Source organism: Bradyrhizobium sp. GW821-FHT12B03 (genome assembly GCF_058807535.1).
In genome coordinates, this window is sequence record NZ_JBXAQU010000004.1 from 55012 (window position 1) to 68486 (window position 13475).

Annotated in this window: 11 protein-coding genes; 1 reads left to right on the forward strand and 10 read right to left on the reverse strand. The window is 65.7% G+C overall.

Translation table 11 applies throughout. The annotated features are described in order from the left end of the window. Positions 1–35: 35 nt before the first annotated feature. The 10 genes from AC1RUR_RS09875 to AC1RUR_RS09920 form a co-directional block, all read right to left on the reverse strand. Positions 36–1370 carry an HlyD family type I secretion periplasmic adaptor subunit gene (locus AC1RUR_RS09875; RefSeq protein ID WP_492843283.1) on the reverse strand — a complete coding sequence of 445 codons (1335 nt, stop codon included), beginning with the start codon at positions 1368–1370 and terminating at the stop codon, positions 36–38. Further along, positions 1367–3112, reverse strand: coding sequence for a type I secretion system permease/ATPase (locus tag AC1RUR_RS09880; protein ID WP_492843285.1), 1746 nt, complete (start codon positions 3110–3112; stop codon positions 1367–1369). The genes AC1RUR_RS09875 and AC1RUR_RS09880 overlap by 4 nt, the downstream gene beginning before the upstream one ends. 249 nt (positions 3113–3361) lie before the next feature. Then, entirely contained in the window at positions 3362–3631 is a 270-nt protein-coding gene (locus AC1RUR_RS09885) for a GlsB/YeaQ/YmgE family stress response membrane protein (protein ID WP_492843287.1), read from the reverse strand. A gap of 214 nt (positions 3632–3845) precedes the next feature. Next, the gene (locus AC1RUR_RS09890; RefSeq protein ID WP_492843289.1) at positions 3846–4820 is read right to left on the reverse strand and encodes an ABC transporter ATP-binding protein; all 975 of its coding nucleotides are present in this window, start codon (positions 4818–4820) and stop codon (positions 3846–3848) included. Continuing rightward, positions 4817–6232: an amidase gene (locus AC1RUR_RS09895; protein WP_492843291.1), complete on the reverse strand. Its 1416-nt coding sequence runs from the start codon at positions 6230–6232 to the stop codon at positions 4817–4819. The genes AC1RUR_RS09890 and AC1RUR_RS09895 overlap by 4 nt, the downstream gene beginning before the upstream one ends. After that, a complete protein-coding gene (locus tag AC1RUR_RS09900) occupies positions 6229–6426 on the reverse strand; it encodes a hypothetical protein (protein ID WP_492843293.1) in 198 nt (65 codons plus the stop codon). Before AC1RUR_RS09900 ends, AC1RUR_RS09895 begins: the two co-directional genes overlap by 4 nt. Further along, the gene (locus tag AC1RUR_RS09905; RefSeq protein WP_492843295.1) at positions 6423–7484 is read right to left on the reverse strand and encodes an ABC transporter ATP-binding protein; all 1062 of its coding nucleotides are present in this window, start codon (positions 7482–7484) and stop codon (positions 6423–6425) included. Before AC1RUR_RS09905 ends, AC1RUR_RS09900 begins: the two co-directional genes overlap by 4 nt. Positions 7485–7625: 141 nt before the next feature. Beyond that, on the reverse strand, positions 7626–8528 hold the full coding sequence (locus tag AC1RUR_RS09910) for an ABC transporter permease (RefSeq protein ID WP_492843297.1): 903 nt from the start codon (positions 8526–8528) through the stop codon (positions 7626–7628). Positions 8529–8690: 162 nt separating this feature from the next. Beyond that, a complete protein-coding gene (locus AC1RUR_RS09915; RefSeq protein WP_492843299.1) occupies positions 8691–9644 on the reverse strand; it encodes an ABC transporter permease in 954 nt (317 codons plus the stop codon). A 198-nt stretch (positions 9645–9842) separates the two neighbouring features. Then, positions 9843–11501 carry an ABC transporter substrate-binding protein gene (locus AC1RUR_RS09920; RefSeq protein WP_492843301.1) on the reverse strand — a complete coding sequence of 553 codons (1659 nt, stop codon included), beginning with the start codon at positions 11499–11501 and terminating at the stop codon, positions 9843–9845. 199 nt (positions 11502–11700) lie between these two features. Here AC1RUR_RS09920 and AC1RUR_RS09925 point away from each other — a divergent pair, with 199 nt between their 5' ends. Beyond that, entirely contained in the window at positions 11701–13296 is a 1596-nt protein-coding gene (locus tag AC1RUR_RS09925) for an ABC transporter substrate-binding protein (protein ID WP_492843303.1), read from the forward strand. The last annotated feature ends 179 nt before the right edge of the window (positions 13297–13475 follow it).

Below are 13475 nucleotides of genomic sequence, written 5' to 3' on the forward strand. Positions count from 1 at the left end.
CTTCGCCTAACCCACCACTACGAGGGTATCGCGCATCACTTCTCGCGGAACGCCCGCATGAACTGGTCGTGCAGGGGCTTCATCAGATAGGACAGCATGGTGCGGTCGCCGGTCTGGACGAAGGCTTCCACGGGCATGCCGGGGATCATCCTGGAGTCGCCGAGGCGGGCGATCTCGTCCGCCGGCAACGAGACGCGGATGGTGTAGTAGCTCTGGCCGGTGCGCTGGTCGGTGGTGACGTCGGGCGAGACGCGGCTGACGACACCGTTGAGCTCGGGCGTCGTGCGCTGGTTGAAGGCGGACAGCCGCAGCAGCGTCTTCTGGCCGATCTGGAGCTTGTCGATGTCGACCGGGTTGACCTTGGCCTCGACCTGGAGATCGTCGGCCTGCGGCACGATCAGCATCAACGCGTCGCCGGCGGTGACGACGCCGCCGACGGTGTGCACGGTCGATTGCAGCACCATGCCGTCCTGCGGCGCGCGGATGTCGACGCGGCGCAGCTGGTCTTCGGCGGCGACCTTGCGCTCGATCAGCTCGCCGATCTTGTCATTGGTCTCGCGCAGATCCTTGGAGACCTCGCTGACCATGTCCTTGTCGACCTGGATGATCTGAAGTTCTGTCTCGGTGATCTTGCCCTTGGCCTGCGCCCGCGAGGCGATGTACTGCGCGCGCTCGCCGTTGAGGCGGGCGCTGTCGCGCTCAAGCGTTGTCAGGCGCGAGATCTGCACCAGGTGCTTCTCGTAGAGATCGCGGACACCGACGAGCTCCTGCTGCACCAGCGCGATTTCCTTGTCCTTGGCCTTTTCCTGCGCGGACAGACCCGCAATCTCCTCGTTGAGCTGCTGGATGCGCTCGCGTAGCTGCGCCTTCTGGCCGGCACGGCCGTTGACGCGGACGTCGAACAGCTTGGTTTCGGCGGAGAGCAGCGCCTTGACGTCGGGATCGTTGCCGCGGTCGAGCAGCGATTGCGGGAAATCGATCGTGTCGATCCCGCGCTGCTCGGCCTGGAGTCGTGCTGCGCGCACCTGCGCGGCGTCGAGATTCTTGGTGACGATGGCCAGATTCGCCTTGGTGACGGTGTCGTCGAGCCGCACCACGATGTCGCCGGCCTTGACCACGTCGCCGTCGCGGGCACGCACCTCGCCAACCACGCCGCCGGTCGGGTGCTGCACCTTCTTGACGTTGGATTCGACCACGATCTGGCCCGGCGCGATCAGCGCGCCGGAGATCAGCACCGTCGACCCCCAGCCGCCGAGACCGACGATCAGGACCAGCACGATGCCGAGCCCGAGCATCAGGTGAAACTGGATCGACTGGCGCACGGTCTTCTTGGCGGCGGGCTTGGCGCCGCCGATCGTCATCGTGCTCATGCCTTGGCTCCGCCTTCGCTGACGATCTTGATCGGTGCCGGCGGGGTCACGCGCGGCTGGAGCACCTGGGCAAGCACCTGCTCCTTCGGGCCGAAGGCCTGCATGCGGCCGTCGCGCAGCACCAGGACCTGGTCGACCGCCTCGACGCCGATCGGGCGGTGCGCCACCACGATGACGATGGCGCCGCGCTCGCGGGAGGCGCGGATGGCGCGGGTCAGCGCCTCGTCACCCTCGGTGTCGAGATTGGAATTGGGCTCGTCGAGCACGATCAGGAACGGATTGCCGTAGAGCGCGCGCGCCAGCGCGACGCGCTGCGCCTGGCCTGCTGAGAGCGAAGTGCCCTGCTCGCCGACCTGCGTGTTGTAGCCCTCGCGCATCTTGATGATCATCTCGTGCACGCCGGCCTCCTTGGCCGCCGCGATGATGCCGTCGGAGGTGGCTTCGGGATCGAACCGGCTGATGTTCTGCGCGATGGTGCCGCCGAACAGTTCGACGTCCTGCGGCAGATAGCCGATGTGGCGGCCGAGCATGTCGGACGACCATTGGTCGAGCGCCGCGCCGTCGAGCCGCACCTTGCCGCGCACCGGCTGCCAGACGCCGACCAGCGCGCGGATCAGCGACGACTTGCCGGAGCCGCTCGGCCCGATCACGCCGAGGCCGTTGCCGGCGGCGAGCGCGAAGGTGACGTCCTGCACGATGAGGCGCTGGTCGCCCGGCGCCACCATGGCGATGCCTTCGACCGAGAGGCGGCTGGTGGGCGCCTGCAACTGGGTCGGCATCGTCTGCGCCGGCATCTGCTCCAACAGGCGGGTGAGGCGCTGCCAGCTCTGGCGGGCGGCGACGAAGGATTTCCAGTGCGCGATGGCGAGATCGACCGGCGCCAGCGCGCGGGCCGACAGGATCGAGCCGGCGATGATGATGCCGGCGGTCGCCTCCTGGTGGATGACGAGATAGGCGCCGACCGCGAGCACGGCGGACTGCAGCATCATGCGCAGCACCTTTGCCACCGCGCCGAGGCCGCCGGCGACGTCGCTCGCACGCTGATTGCCGGCGAGGTATTTTTCGTTGGCCTCGCTCCAGCGCTGGTTCATCCGGCCGGTCATGCCCATCGACACCATCACTTCGGCGTTGCGGCGGCTGGAGGCGGCGAGATCGTTGCGCTGGGCCGCGAGCCCCATCGCCTCGCGCGCCGGCTGGCGGGACAGGAATTCGGTGACCACCGTCAGCCCGACCAGGATGATGGCGCCGACCAGTGCGGTCACGCCGATCACGACGTGGAAGGCGAAGCAGATGGCGAGATAGAGCGGTAGCCAGGGCAGGTCGAAGAACGCGCTCGGTCCCATGCCGCCGAGGAAGGAGCGGACATTGTCGAGGTCGCGCAGCGGCTGGAGGCCCTCGTTGCGGCTGCCGACCAGCAGCGGCAGGCGCACGATGGTGTCGAACACGCGCTTGTTCAGGGCTTCGTCGAGCGCGGTACCGATCCGCCCCAGGATCCGGTTGCGGATCATGTCGAGCAGGCCCTGCGCCATATAGAGGAAGCTGGCGAGGACGATCAGGCCGACCAGCGTCGGAATGCTGCGGCTCGGCAGCACCCGGTCGTAGACCTCCAGCATGAAGATCGACCCGGTCAGATAGAGCAGGTTGATCATGCAGCTCATCAGGCCGACGCCAACGAACGCCGTGCGACAAGCGCGCAGCGCGTCGGCGAGCTCTGAACGGCGAACGCCAGGGACGGCTGCCATCAGTCGGATCACTTTCGGGTAAGGGGCAAGGCCCCTGATTTCAAAGGCAATTTCAGGAGTAATTGACCCGGATTAACATCGCGTTTGTGCCCCTTGTCCAACGCGGCTGAATAATCCGAACTCCTGTGGGCCACATCTACCCCGGCCGGCCTCGCGCGCAAATCCGGAATTTCACAGACTTGCGGCCTTTTCTTGCGCCCCTGACGCCTCTCCCGGAAGGAGAGACGTCAGGTTCCAACGGCGTCGACGCTAGAGCCGCCCGCCGCCGCGCACCAGGCGGACCACCAGCAGCAGGATGATGGCGCCGATCGCCGAATAGACGATCTCGGATATCAGCCCGGTGCCGATGCGAATGCCGAGCTTCGGGAACAGGAAGCTCGCGACAAATGCGCCGGCGATGCCGACCACGATGTCGCCGATGATGCCGAACCCGGTTCCGCGCACCACCTTGCCGGCGAGCCAGCCGGCGACCAGGCCGACGAACAGGATGACAAGCAGGCCTTCATTGGAAATGTACATAAGTGAGGTCCCTCTCCGTGAACGGTCCCATGGAACCGGAAACGGGATGAATGGGGTCTGAATGCTGCGGGCCCGCTCCCCGGTCGCCCCGCTCCAACAAAAAGGTCGAAAACAACCCCATGCACAGTAGAACGGCGCTGGCCGAAAGAATGCCGGTGAATGCCGATAACCCCATCCTGCCGCAGCGGATTTTTGAATTGAGGAGCGCGCCGGCCTACGACGCGACCTCAGGCTCCGCAAGCACGCACCGCGCCGCCCGGCCCGGTCCCACCTCCACATTCGCGGGCAGTTGCTCGACACAGCGCGGCTGGGCCACAGCACAACGCGGGGCGAAGGAGCAATTGCTCGGCTTTTCGGCCAAGGACGGCGGGGTGCCGGGGATGGTTTCGAGCCGCTGCCCGCGTTTGGCGCCGTGGATGGTGGAGGCGAGCAGGCCCTTGGCGTAGGGGTGCACGGGGGTGCGAACGATGTCGCGAAGCGTCCCCTGCTCCACGATCTGGCCAGCATACATTACCGCGACGCGGTCGCAGATCTCGATGGCGACGCCGATGTCGTGGGTGACGAAGATCACGGACATGCCGAACTCGCGCTGGAGTTCTCGCAAGAGCAACAATATCTGGATCTGTACGGTGGCATCGAGCGCGGTGGTCGGCTCGTCAGCGAGCAGTATCTTGGGCCGGCAGGCGAGCGCCAGCGCGATCATCGCGCGCTGGCGCATGCCGCCGGACATCTCGTGCGGATAGGCATCGAGCCGACGCCTGGCCGAGGGGATGCGCACGACCTCGAGCATCTCCAACGCCCTCGCCCTGCCTTCCGCATAAGACTTGCCTTCGTGACGCACCACGCTTTCGGCGATCTGAGCGCCGATGGTGTAGACCGGATCGAGCGCCAGCGCGGGCTCCTGAAAGATCATCGAGACGGTCTGGCCGCGAAACGAGGACAGCTGCTCGTCGTTCATGGCGAGCACGTCCTGGCCCATCACATTGACCTTGCCGGTGATCTGCGTGCGCTTCTTCGGCAGCAGCCGCATCAGCGCGCGCAGGGTCACGCTCTTGCCCGAACCGGATTCGCCGAGCAGGCCCAGCACCTCACCGTCGCCGAGCGAGAGACTGAGATCGTTCACGGCATAGACCGTGCGCTCGCCGGTGAAGCGGATGTTGAGGCCTGAGATGTCGACGAGCTTTGTCATGACGGCAGTTTGGGTACCCGGTCGTGGTAGTCGGTGACGCGCTGGAAGGCGGCGCCGATGGTGAGCAGGGTCGCTTCATCGAAGGAGCGGCCGATCAGCTGCATGCCGACAGGCAGGCCGCTCTTGGTGAATCCGGACGGCACGGTCAGCGACGGCAGGCCGAGGAAATTCACCGGGCGGGTGAACAGCGTCAGGCGCTGCACCATGGCCGGCGCGTTCGGCCCGCCGCCGACATCGCTCTCCTCGATGGTCGGCGCCGGCACCGGCGAGGCCGGAGCGATGATCACGTCGACGCCCGCAGTCGCGGCGTTGTGCGCGGCGAGGGCCGGACCACGCCAGCGCATCGCTTCGAGATAGGTGATGGCGGGAACGGCCAGACCGTTCTGGAGGCGCATCAATGTCTGCGCGCCGTAATCCTGCGAACGCTCGATCATCCAGCGCTTGTGAAAGGCGGCGGCTTCGGCGGCAAGCACGAGCTGGCTTGCCGCCTGCAATTGCCGCTGGTCCGGCAGCTCGACCTTGACGATGTCGGCGCCCTCGCGCTTGAGCACCGCGATGGTCTCGTCCAGCACGCGCGCAACCTCGCTGTCGAGGTCGTCGACATAGAAGGACGCGGGCACGCCAATCTTGAGGCCCTTCAGTGAGCCCTTGGTCGCGGCGACGTAGTCCGACAGCGGCTCGTGGCTCGCGGTCGGATCTTCCGGATCCGGACCCGCCATCAAGGCGAGCAGCAGCGCACAATCCTCGGCCGTCCGCGCGAGCGGGCCGACCGTGTCGAGCGATTGCGACAGCGGCATCGCGCCGGCGCGGCTGACGCGGCTCCAGGTGGTCTTGAGCCCGGTGACGCCGCAGAAATGCGCGGGCATGCGGATCGAGCCGCCGGTGTCCGAGCCGAGCGCCGCATAGGTCAGCCGCGCGGCGACCGCCGAGCCGGAGCCCGAGGACGAGCCGCCGGTGATGTGCGCGACGTTCCAGGGATTGCGCACCGGGCCGTAATGGGCGTTGTGGCCGGTCGGGCCGTAGGCAAACTCGGCGAGGTGCAGCGTGCCGAGCCGGACCTGGCCGGCATCCTTCAGCCGCTGCAAGGCGGTGGAGGTCGTCGTCGCGACGAAATCGCGGCGGATCAGCGAGCCGCAGGTCGCGATCTTGCCGGCGTCGTAATACATGTCCTTGTGCGCGAGCGGCACGCCATGCAGCGGCCCGCGCACTTCGCCCTTGGCGAGCTCGGCATCGGCCGCCTCGGCTGCTTTCAGCGCCGCCTCCGCTTCGATCGACATGAAGGCGTTGAGATGCGGCTGCCACTGCGCGATGCGGTGCAGCAGCGCGCGCGTCACCTCATGCGAGGACAGCTGCTTCATCGCGATCGCACGCGCGACCTCGGTGAGCGTCATCAAGGCAGGTTCGGTGCTCATTTCGACACCTTCTGCGTCTGCGCGATCACGTAGGAAGCGGGCTCGAGATCGAACGGCAGCGTGCCGGCGATGGCCGCAAAGCCTTCGAAGGCCGGCCCGATGGAGCTGGAGATACGCGTCGCAATCTCGTCGTCGACGGGAACGCCGGCAACTTGCGCGATGGGCTTGATCTCTTTTGGTGTCGGTCTCGTCATGCGATTTCCTTTTCCGGCGCACGGCTATGGCCTGAACCCGGAATTGCCATGTAGCACGCGGCCTCGTGACCCATTGTATCGACGGCCGTGAGCTTTGGTGCGGCATTTGCGCAGAGCGGCTCCGCAAACGCGCAGCGGGTGTGGAAGCGGCAGCCGGGGGGAGGATCGATCGGATTGGGCGGATCGCCCGTGATCGGCGGCTTTTCGGTGCGGCGATCGGGATCGGAGGACGGCATCGCGGCAAGCAGCGCGCGCGTATAGGGATGCGCAGGGCTATCCCAGACCTGGTCGACCGGACCAAGCTCGACGACCTCGCCGAGATACATCACCAGCACGCGATCGCTGATGTAGCGGACGACATTGAGGTCGTGGCTGATGAAGAGATAGGTCAGGCCGAACTCGCGCTTGAGATCGGCGAGCAGGTTGAGCACCTGCGCCTCGACGGATTTGTCGAGCGCGGAGACGGCTTCGTCCAAAATCACCAGCCGCGGCGAGAGCGCGAGCGCGCGCGCGATGTTGACGCGCTGGCGCTGGCCGCCGGAAATCTCGTGCGGATAGCGGTTGGCGAAGTTTTCGGGGCGCAAGCCGACCTTGCCGAGCAGCTCGCGCGCGAGCGCGCGCGCCGTGCCGTCCGCCATGCCGTGGACCTTCGGGCCGAACGCGATCGATTCCTCGATGGTCAGGCGCGGATTGAGCGAGGCGTAGGAATCCTGGAACACCATCTGCATGCCACGGCGCAGCTCGCGCAGCGAGAGCGATTGCCCGACGGCCATGCCGTCATAGATGATGTCGCCGTCATCGCGCGGCATCAGATGCATCAGGAGGCGCGCGGTGGTCGACTTGCCGCAGCCGGACTCGCCGACGATGCCGACGGTCTCGCCCTTGGCGACGGAGAAGGAGACGTTGTCCACCGCGCGCACGGTGCGTTTCGCGGCGAACAATCCGCCGCGAACCGGGAAGTGCTTGGTCAGGCCGTTGACCTGGAGCAGCGGCTGCGCGGCCCCGCCAAGGTCTTCGATCGGCTCCAGCATGGCGACGGAAGTCTTGCTCTCGCTCATGGCCTCCGTCCTTCACCGTCATGGCCGGGCTTGTCCCGGCCATCCACGCCTTGCCACGCGATACAAAGAACGTGGATGCCCGGGACAGGCCCGGGCATGACGACCTTCTGTGCCGCGCCAGTGTGCATGTGCATCATCATCTCAGTTCCTGATGTCCATGGCGCTGCGCAGGCCGTCCGAGAGCAGATTGAAACAGATCGAGACTGCGAAGATCATCGCGCCGGGGAGCGCGGCAACCCACGGGTTGACGTAGATCGCGGTGCGCAGCGTGTTCAGCATCAGGCCCCATTCCGGCTCCGGCGGTTTGGTGCCGAGGCCGAGGAAGGAGAGGCCGGCGGCCAGGATCATCGAGACCGAGATCAGGCTGGTGGCATAGACGAAGATCGCGCCCAGCACGTTGCCGAGGATGTGCACCCGCATGATGGTGAAGGGCCCCGCGCCGGAGGCGCGCGCGGCCTCGACAAAGTCCATGTTGCGCACACCGGTCGTGACGCTTTCGGCGACGCGGGTGATCTGCGGCACGAACACGACGGTCAACGACACGATGGAGTTGAGAATGCCGGCCCCGAGCGCGCCGGAGATCGCGATCGCCAGCAGCACGGAGGGGAAAGCGTAGAACACGTCGATCGTGCGCATGATCGCGGTATTGAGCTTGCCTCCGACATAGCCGGCGATCAGGCCGAGCGAGGTGCCAATGCAGAAGGCCAGGATGACAGGTAGGATGCCGATGACCAGCGACAGCCGCCCGCCATAGATCAAGCGTGCCAGCATGTCGCGGCCGAGCTCGTCGGTGCCGAGCGGATAGCCTGCCGTGCCGATGTGGCGCAGGCGGCGGATCATCGAGCCCTTGTAGGGATCCTCAAGCCCAAGCCATGGTGCAAGGATCGCGGAGAGGAAGATCAGCAGCAGCACCAGTGCGCAGGCCATGCTGACCTTGTCGCGCATGATGCGGCGGCCGACGGTCGCCCAATAGCCGCGCGCCTTGGTGGCCGGCGCGGCCTGGAGCGCGGCATCGCTGGTGGCGGAGAGGGGGACCTCGGTCATGGCAACAATTTCCGGCGTCGTCCCGGCGCAGGCCGGGACCCATAACCACGAGAGGTGGTTTGGCGAAGACCCGTAGTAACCATCGCGTCCGACAACTGGCTATTGGGGTTATGGGTCCCGGCCTGCGCCGGGACGACACTGAATGTGTGGCAAATCATCCCCCTAGCCCCGCTTGATGCGCGGGTCGATCGCGGCTTGCGCGATGTCGACCAGCAGGTTGAGGAAGACGAAGAACAGCGCCAGGATCAGGATCGTGCCCTGAAGCAGCGGCAGGTCGCGCTGGAAGATCGCCGAATTGAGCAGGAATCCCGAGCCCGGCCAGGAGAACACGGTCTCGATCAGGATCGAGCCGCCGAGCATGTAGCCGAGCTGAAGTCCCATCACCGCGAGCGCGGTGGGCGCGGCGTTCTTGATGACGTGACGGAATACGCCCGTCTCGTGCAGGCCTTTGGCGCGCAATGCCTCGACGAAATCCTGGCTGAGGATGTCGCCGGTGAGCGCGCGCACGGTACGGGTGACGATGCCCATCGGGATCACCGAGGTCGTGATCGCCGGCAGCACCAGATATTGCAGATGCGCCCAGTCCCAGGCCCAGGCGCCGGAGCCGCCGGGACCTGCGCCAACCGCAGGCAGCCAGTTCAGCTGCACCGAGAAGATGATGACCAGGACCATGCCGAGCCAGTAATGCGGCACGGAGACGCCGGCGATGGCGAAGGAGGTCGCGACCTTGTCGATCCAGGTCTCGCGGAAATAACCCGCGATCAGGCCGAGCAGGATGCCCATGGTGAAGCCGATGATGGCGGCCGCAATCGCCAGCGTGACGGTGTTGCCGACCGCGCGCATGACTTCCGCGAGCACCGGGCGCCCGGTCGCGATGGAATTGCCGAGATCGCCATGAAGGGCACGCAGCAGCCAAAGCCCGAACTGCACCGGCAGCGGGCGGTCGAAGCCGTAGGCGGCGCGAAGCTGCGCGGCGAGCTCCTGCGAGGCGTCGGCCGGGAGCACCGCGACGAGCGGATCGCCCGGCGTGATGTGCACGAGCAGAAAGCACACCAGCGCCACGCTGATGACGATCGGGACGACATAGACGATGCGTCTGGCGATATAGGCGAGCACGTCGGATTCTTTCTTCCCTTCTCCCCTTGTGGGAGAAGGTGGCGCGCAAGCGCCGGATGAGGGGTTCTATCCGCGGACAACATTGCGTCGGTCGAGGGGCCCGCATTCGCGGAGAGAGACCCCTCACCCGGCTCCGCTTCGCGAAGCCACCCTCTCCCACAAGGGGAGAGGGTGCACTGAGCGTGTCGCGCGAGCGAACTACTGCATCGACACCGGCGAGAAGTCGATGAACCAGCTTTTCGGCTGCACGACGCCGGTCACCTTCGGGCTCATGGCGCGGGGGCCGACGTCGTGGGCGACGTAGAGGAAGGCGGCGTCGTCGACCGAGGCCGCGTGCAGCTCGGCGAGCGCAGCGTCACGCGCGGCGGGATCGAAGGTCTGCCGCGCCTTCTTCACCAGCTCGTCGAACTTGGGATCGTTGATGAAACCCCAATTGTTCGAGACCGGCGGCGCCATGCTCGATTGCAGGAAGCGCACCAGCGCGAAGAACGGGTCCATCGCCGCATAGGTGACGTTGGTCGCGTTCGCGCCGTTGGCGCTGGGGTCCTTGGCGCCGCGGCGCCAGTTGGTGAACAGCGTATTCCACTCGATGACGTCAAGCTTTACGTCGAAATAACATTCGGCGAGCGCCTGCTGGAGATATTCGTTCATCGGCAGCGGCTGCATCTGGCCCGAGCCCGACGCAGAGGTCTGGATCTTCACCGTCAGCTTCTTGGCTGGACCGAAGCCGGCCTCCTGCATCAGCTTTTGCGCGGCCGCCTTGTCGTACTTGATCTCGAAGCTCGGCTTGCCGCGCCAGGGATGGCCGGGCTCGAAGGTGCCGGTCGCGGGCACCATCAGGCCGGCGAGCAGGCCGTCCTTGAGGCCCTCGCGGTCGACGCAGAGATTGGCCGCCTTGCGGACGCGGATGTCGTTCCAGGGCGAGCCCTCGACACGCGAGAATTGCCACGGCCAGACATGCGGCTGCTCGTTGGCGTAGAGCTTGAAGCCGCGCTGCTTCAGCTCGGGCAGCGCATCCGGCGCCGGCGCCTCGACCCAATCGACCTGCCCGGAGAGCAGCGCCGCGGTGCGCGCGTTGGCTTCCGGCATCGGCAACAGCACCATCTTGTCGACCTTGGGCACGCGATCCTTGTTCCAGTAGCTCGCGTTCTTCACCAGCTCGAGCCGTTCGCGCGGGGTGAAGCTTGCCATCTTCCACGGACCGGTGCCCGCAGCGTCCTTGGCAAACGCGGTCCATGCGGCCTGCGACTTCGCCTTGGCGTCGGCGCCTTCGGCCTTGTCATAGAAATGCTGCCACTTCGCCGGGCTCGCCATGAACAAATTGGTGAGGTTGATCGGCAGGAAGCTGTCGGGCTCCTTGGTGGTGAGCTCGACCGTCATGTCGTCGATCTTCTTCGCGGACGCCAGCGTCGGCATGCGCGAGGCGGTGACGCCGACCTGGCTGGCGTCGAATTGCGGCGCGTCCTGCTTCAAGACCTTGTCGACGTTCCACACCACGGCATCGGCATTGAACGGCGAGCCGTCATGGAAGGTGACGCCGGGGCGCAGCTTGAAGGTCCACTTGGTCTTGTCGGCATCGTCGACCTTCCATTCGGTGGCAAGGCCGGGGATCACCACGCTCGGCTTGTCGGCGGAGGACAGGTCCCAGCCGGTCAGCGCATCGTACATGGTAAGGCCGGTGAAGCGGTTGCCTTCAAAGCCCTGATCGGGCTGGCCCAGCGTGCGCGGAATATCGGCAGCAGTCATGCCGATGCGCAGCACGGTCTCTGCACTCGCGACACGTGGCCATGCGGCCGCGCTGCCGAGCGCCAAGAGCGCAATCAGCGCCGCGCGGGTCTTGTTGTTCTTGATAAGCATCGCCTCAGTCCTTTTCCGGCTTTCGATGATTAATTTTGATGCAATCGTATGCAATGGCTATGCCAAGGAGAAACTTTTTCCGCAAATTGCCCCTGCGGCGACAAGTCCTTGTGATCACACCAAGGCAAAGTCGTCGTGCTGCCTATTCTGGCATCAAGATTGCAAGTTTGGCCTCGAAATCTCCTGGGAGCTTTGGGCCATGCGTATTCGTCTGTCGACCTGTCTTGCCGTGCTTGCGCTGGCAGTTTCCGCAATCTCGGCGCGCGCCGAAACGGTGGTGCGCTACGGCATCTCGATGGCGGATATTCCGCTGACGACCGGCCAGCCCGATCGCGGCGCCGGCGCCTATCAGTTCACGGCCTACACGATCTACGATCCGCTGGTCGCCTGGGAGATGGACGTCGCCGATCGCCCGGGCAAGCTGGTGCCGGGCCTCGCGACCGAATGGAAAGTGGACGACACCGACAAGACCAAATGGCGCTTCACCTTGCGCAAGGGCGTGAAGTTTCACGACGGCAGCGAGTTCAACGCCGACGCGGTAATCTGGAATCTCGACAAGGTGCTCAACGACAAGGCGCCGCAATTCGACAAGCGCCAGAGCGCGCAGGTGAAGACCCGCCTGCCGTCGGTCGCAAGCTACGCCAAGATCGACGATTCCACCGTGGAGATCACCACCAAGACGGTCGATTCCTTCTTCCCCTATCAGATGCTGTGGTTCCTGGTCTCGAGCCCCGCACAGTATGAAAAGCTCGGCAAGGACTGGGACAAGTTCGCCAGCCAGCCCTCCGGCACCGGCCCGTTCAAATTGACGAAGCTGGTGCCGCGCGAGCTCGCGGAGCTCAGCAAGAATCCGGACTACTGGAACAAGAAGCGCATTCCCAAGGTCGACAAGCTGGTGCTGGTGCCGATGCCGGAGGCGCTGACGCGCACCAACGCGTTGCTCGCGGGCCAAGTCGACCTGATCGAGACGCCGGCGCCGGACGCCGTGCCGCAGCTCAAGGCGGCCGGCATGAAGCTCGTCGACAACGTCACGCCGCATGTCTGGAATTATCATCTCAGCGTGCTGCCGGGCTCGCCCTGGACCGACATCCGCCTGCGCAAGGCGCTGAACCTCGCGATCGATCGCGAGGCGGTGGTGGGCCTGATGAACGGGCTCGCAAAGCCCGCCAAGGGCCAGGTCGACCCGTCGAGCCCCTGGTTCGGCAAGCCGACCTTCGAGCTGAAATATGATCTGGCTGCCGCGAAGAAGCTGGTGGAGGAAGCCGGCTACTCCAAAGCGAAGCCGCTGAAGACCACCTTCATCATCGCCCAGGGCGGCACCGGGCAGATGCTGTCGCTGCCGATGAACGAATTCCTGCAGCAGAGCTTCAAGGAGATCGGCATCGACATCGACTTCAAGGTGGTCGAGCTCGAGACGCTCTACACGCATTGGCGCAAGGGCGCGGCCGACGAGATGAACGCCGGCATCACCGCCAACAACATCGCCTATGTCACCTCGGATCCGCTCTACGCCATCGTGCGCTTCTTCCACTCCGGCCAGATCGCGCCGGTCGGCGTCAACTGGGGCGGCTACAAGAACCCGAAGGTCGACGCGCTGATCGACGAGGCCAAGCAGACCTTCGATGCCGCCAAGCAGGACGCGCTGCTGGCCCAGGCGCACGCACTGATCGTGGACGATGCCGCGCTGGTCTGGGTCGTCCACGACACCAACCCGCATGCGCTGTCGCCGAAGATCAAGCAGTTCGTGCAGGCCCAGCACTGGTTCCAGGACCTGACCACGATCGGGGTGGAGTGAGGCGGCCTGCGGCGTCGAACACCGCTGTCGTCCCGGCGCAGGCCGGGACCCATAACCACAGGATCGGGTTTGGCGAAGATTGCCAACTCCGATCTCACGCAACAACCTCTCCCTTGGGGGTATGGGTCCCGGCCTACGCCGGGACGACGCCTTGTATAAGGCTCGCGCGGAGCCCCCTC

What these genes read in the sequence shown, in the direction of transcription:
- AC1RUR_RS09905 (WP_492843295.1), bottom strand. Translation starts at nt 7,484, where the DNA reads ATGAGCGAGAGCAAGACTTCCGTCGCCATGCTGGAGCCGATCGAAGAC.
- AC1RUR_RS09880 (WP_492843285.1), bottom strand. Translation starts at nt 3,112, where the DNA reads ATGGCAGCCGTCCCTGGCGTTCGCCGTTCAGAGCTCGCCGACGCGCTG.
- AC1RUR_RS09875 (WP_492843283.1), bottom strand. Translation starts at nt 1,370, where the DNA reads ATGAGCACGATGACGATCGGCGGCGCCAAGCCCGCCGCCAAGAAGACC.
- AC1RUR_RS09885 (WP_492843287.1), bottom strand. Translation starts at nt 3,631, where the DNA reads ATGTACATTTCCAATGAAGGCCTGCTTGTCATCCTGTTCGTCGGCCTG.
- AC1RUR_RS09925 (WP_492843303.1), top strand. Translation starts at nt 11,701, where the DNA reads ATGCGTATTCGTCTGTCGACCTGTCTTGCCGTGCTTGCGCTGGCAGTT.
- AC1RUR_RS09910 (WP_492843297.1), bottom strand. Translation starts at nt 8,528, where the DNA reads ATGACCGAGGTCCCCCTCTCCGCCACCAGCGATGCCGCGCTCCAGGCC.
- AC1RUR_RS09920 (WP_492843301.1), bottom strand. Translation starts at nt 11,501, where the DNA reads ATGCTTATCAAGAACAACAAGACCCGCGCGGCGCTGATTGCGCTCTTG.
- AC1RUR_RS09895 (WP_492843291.1), bottom strand. Translation starts at nt 6,232, where the DNA reads ATGAGCACCGAACCTGCCTTGATGACGCTCACCGAGGTCGCGCGTGCG.
- AC1RUR_RS09890 (WP_492843289.1), bottom strand. Translation starts at nt 4,820, where the DNA reads ATGACAAAGCTCGTCGACATCTCAGGCCTCAACATCCGCTTCACCGGC.
- AC1RUR_RS09900 (WP_492843293.1), bottom strand. Translation starts at nt 6,426, where the DNA reads ATGACGAGACCGACACCAAAAGAGATCAAGCCCATCGCGCAAGTTGCC.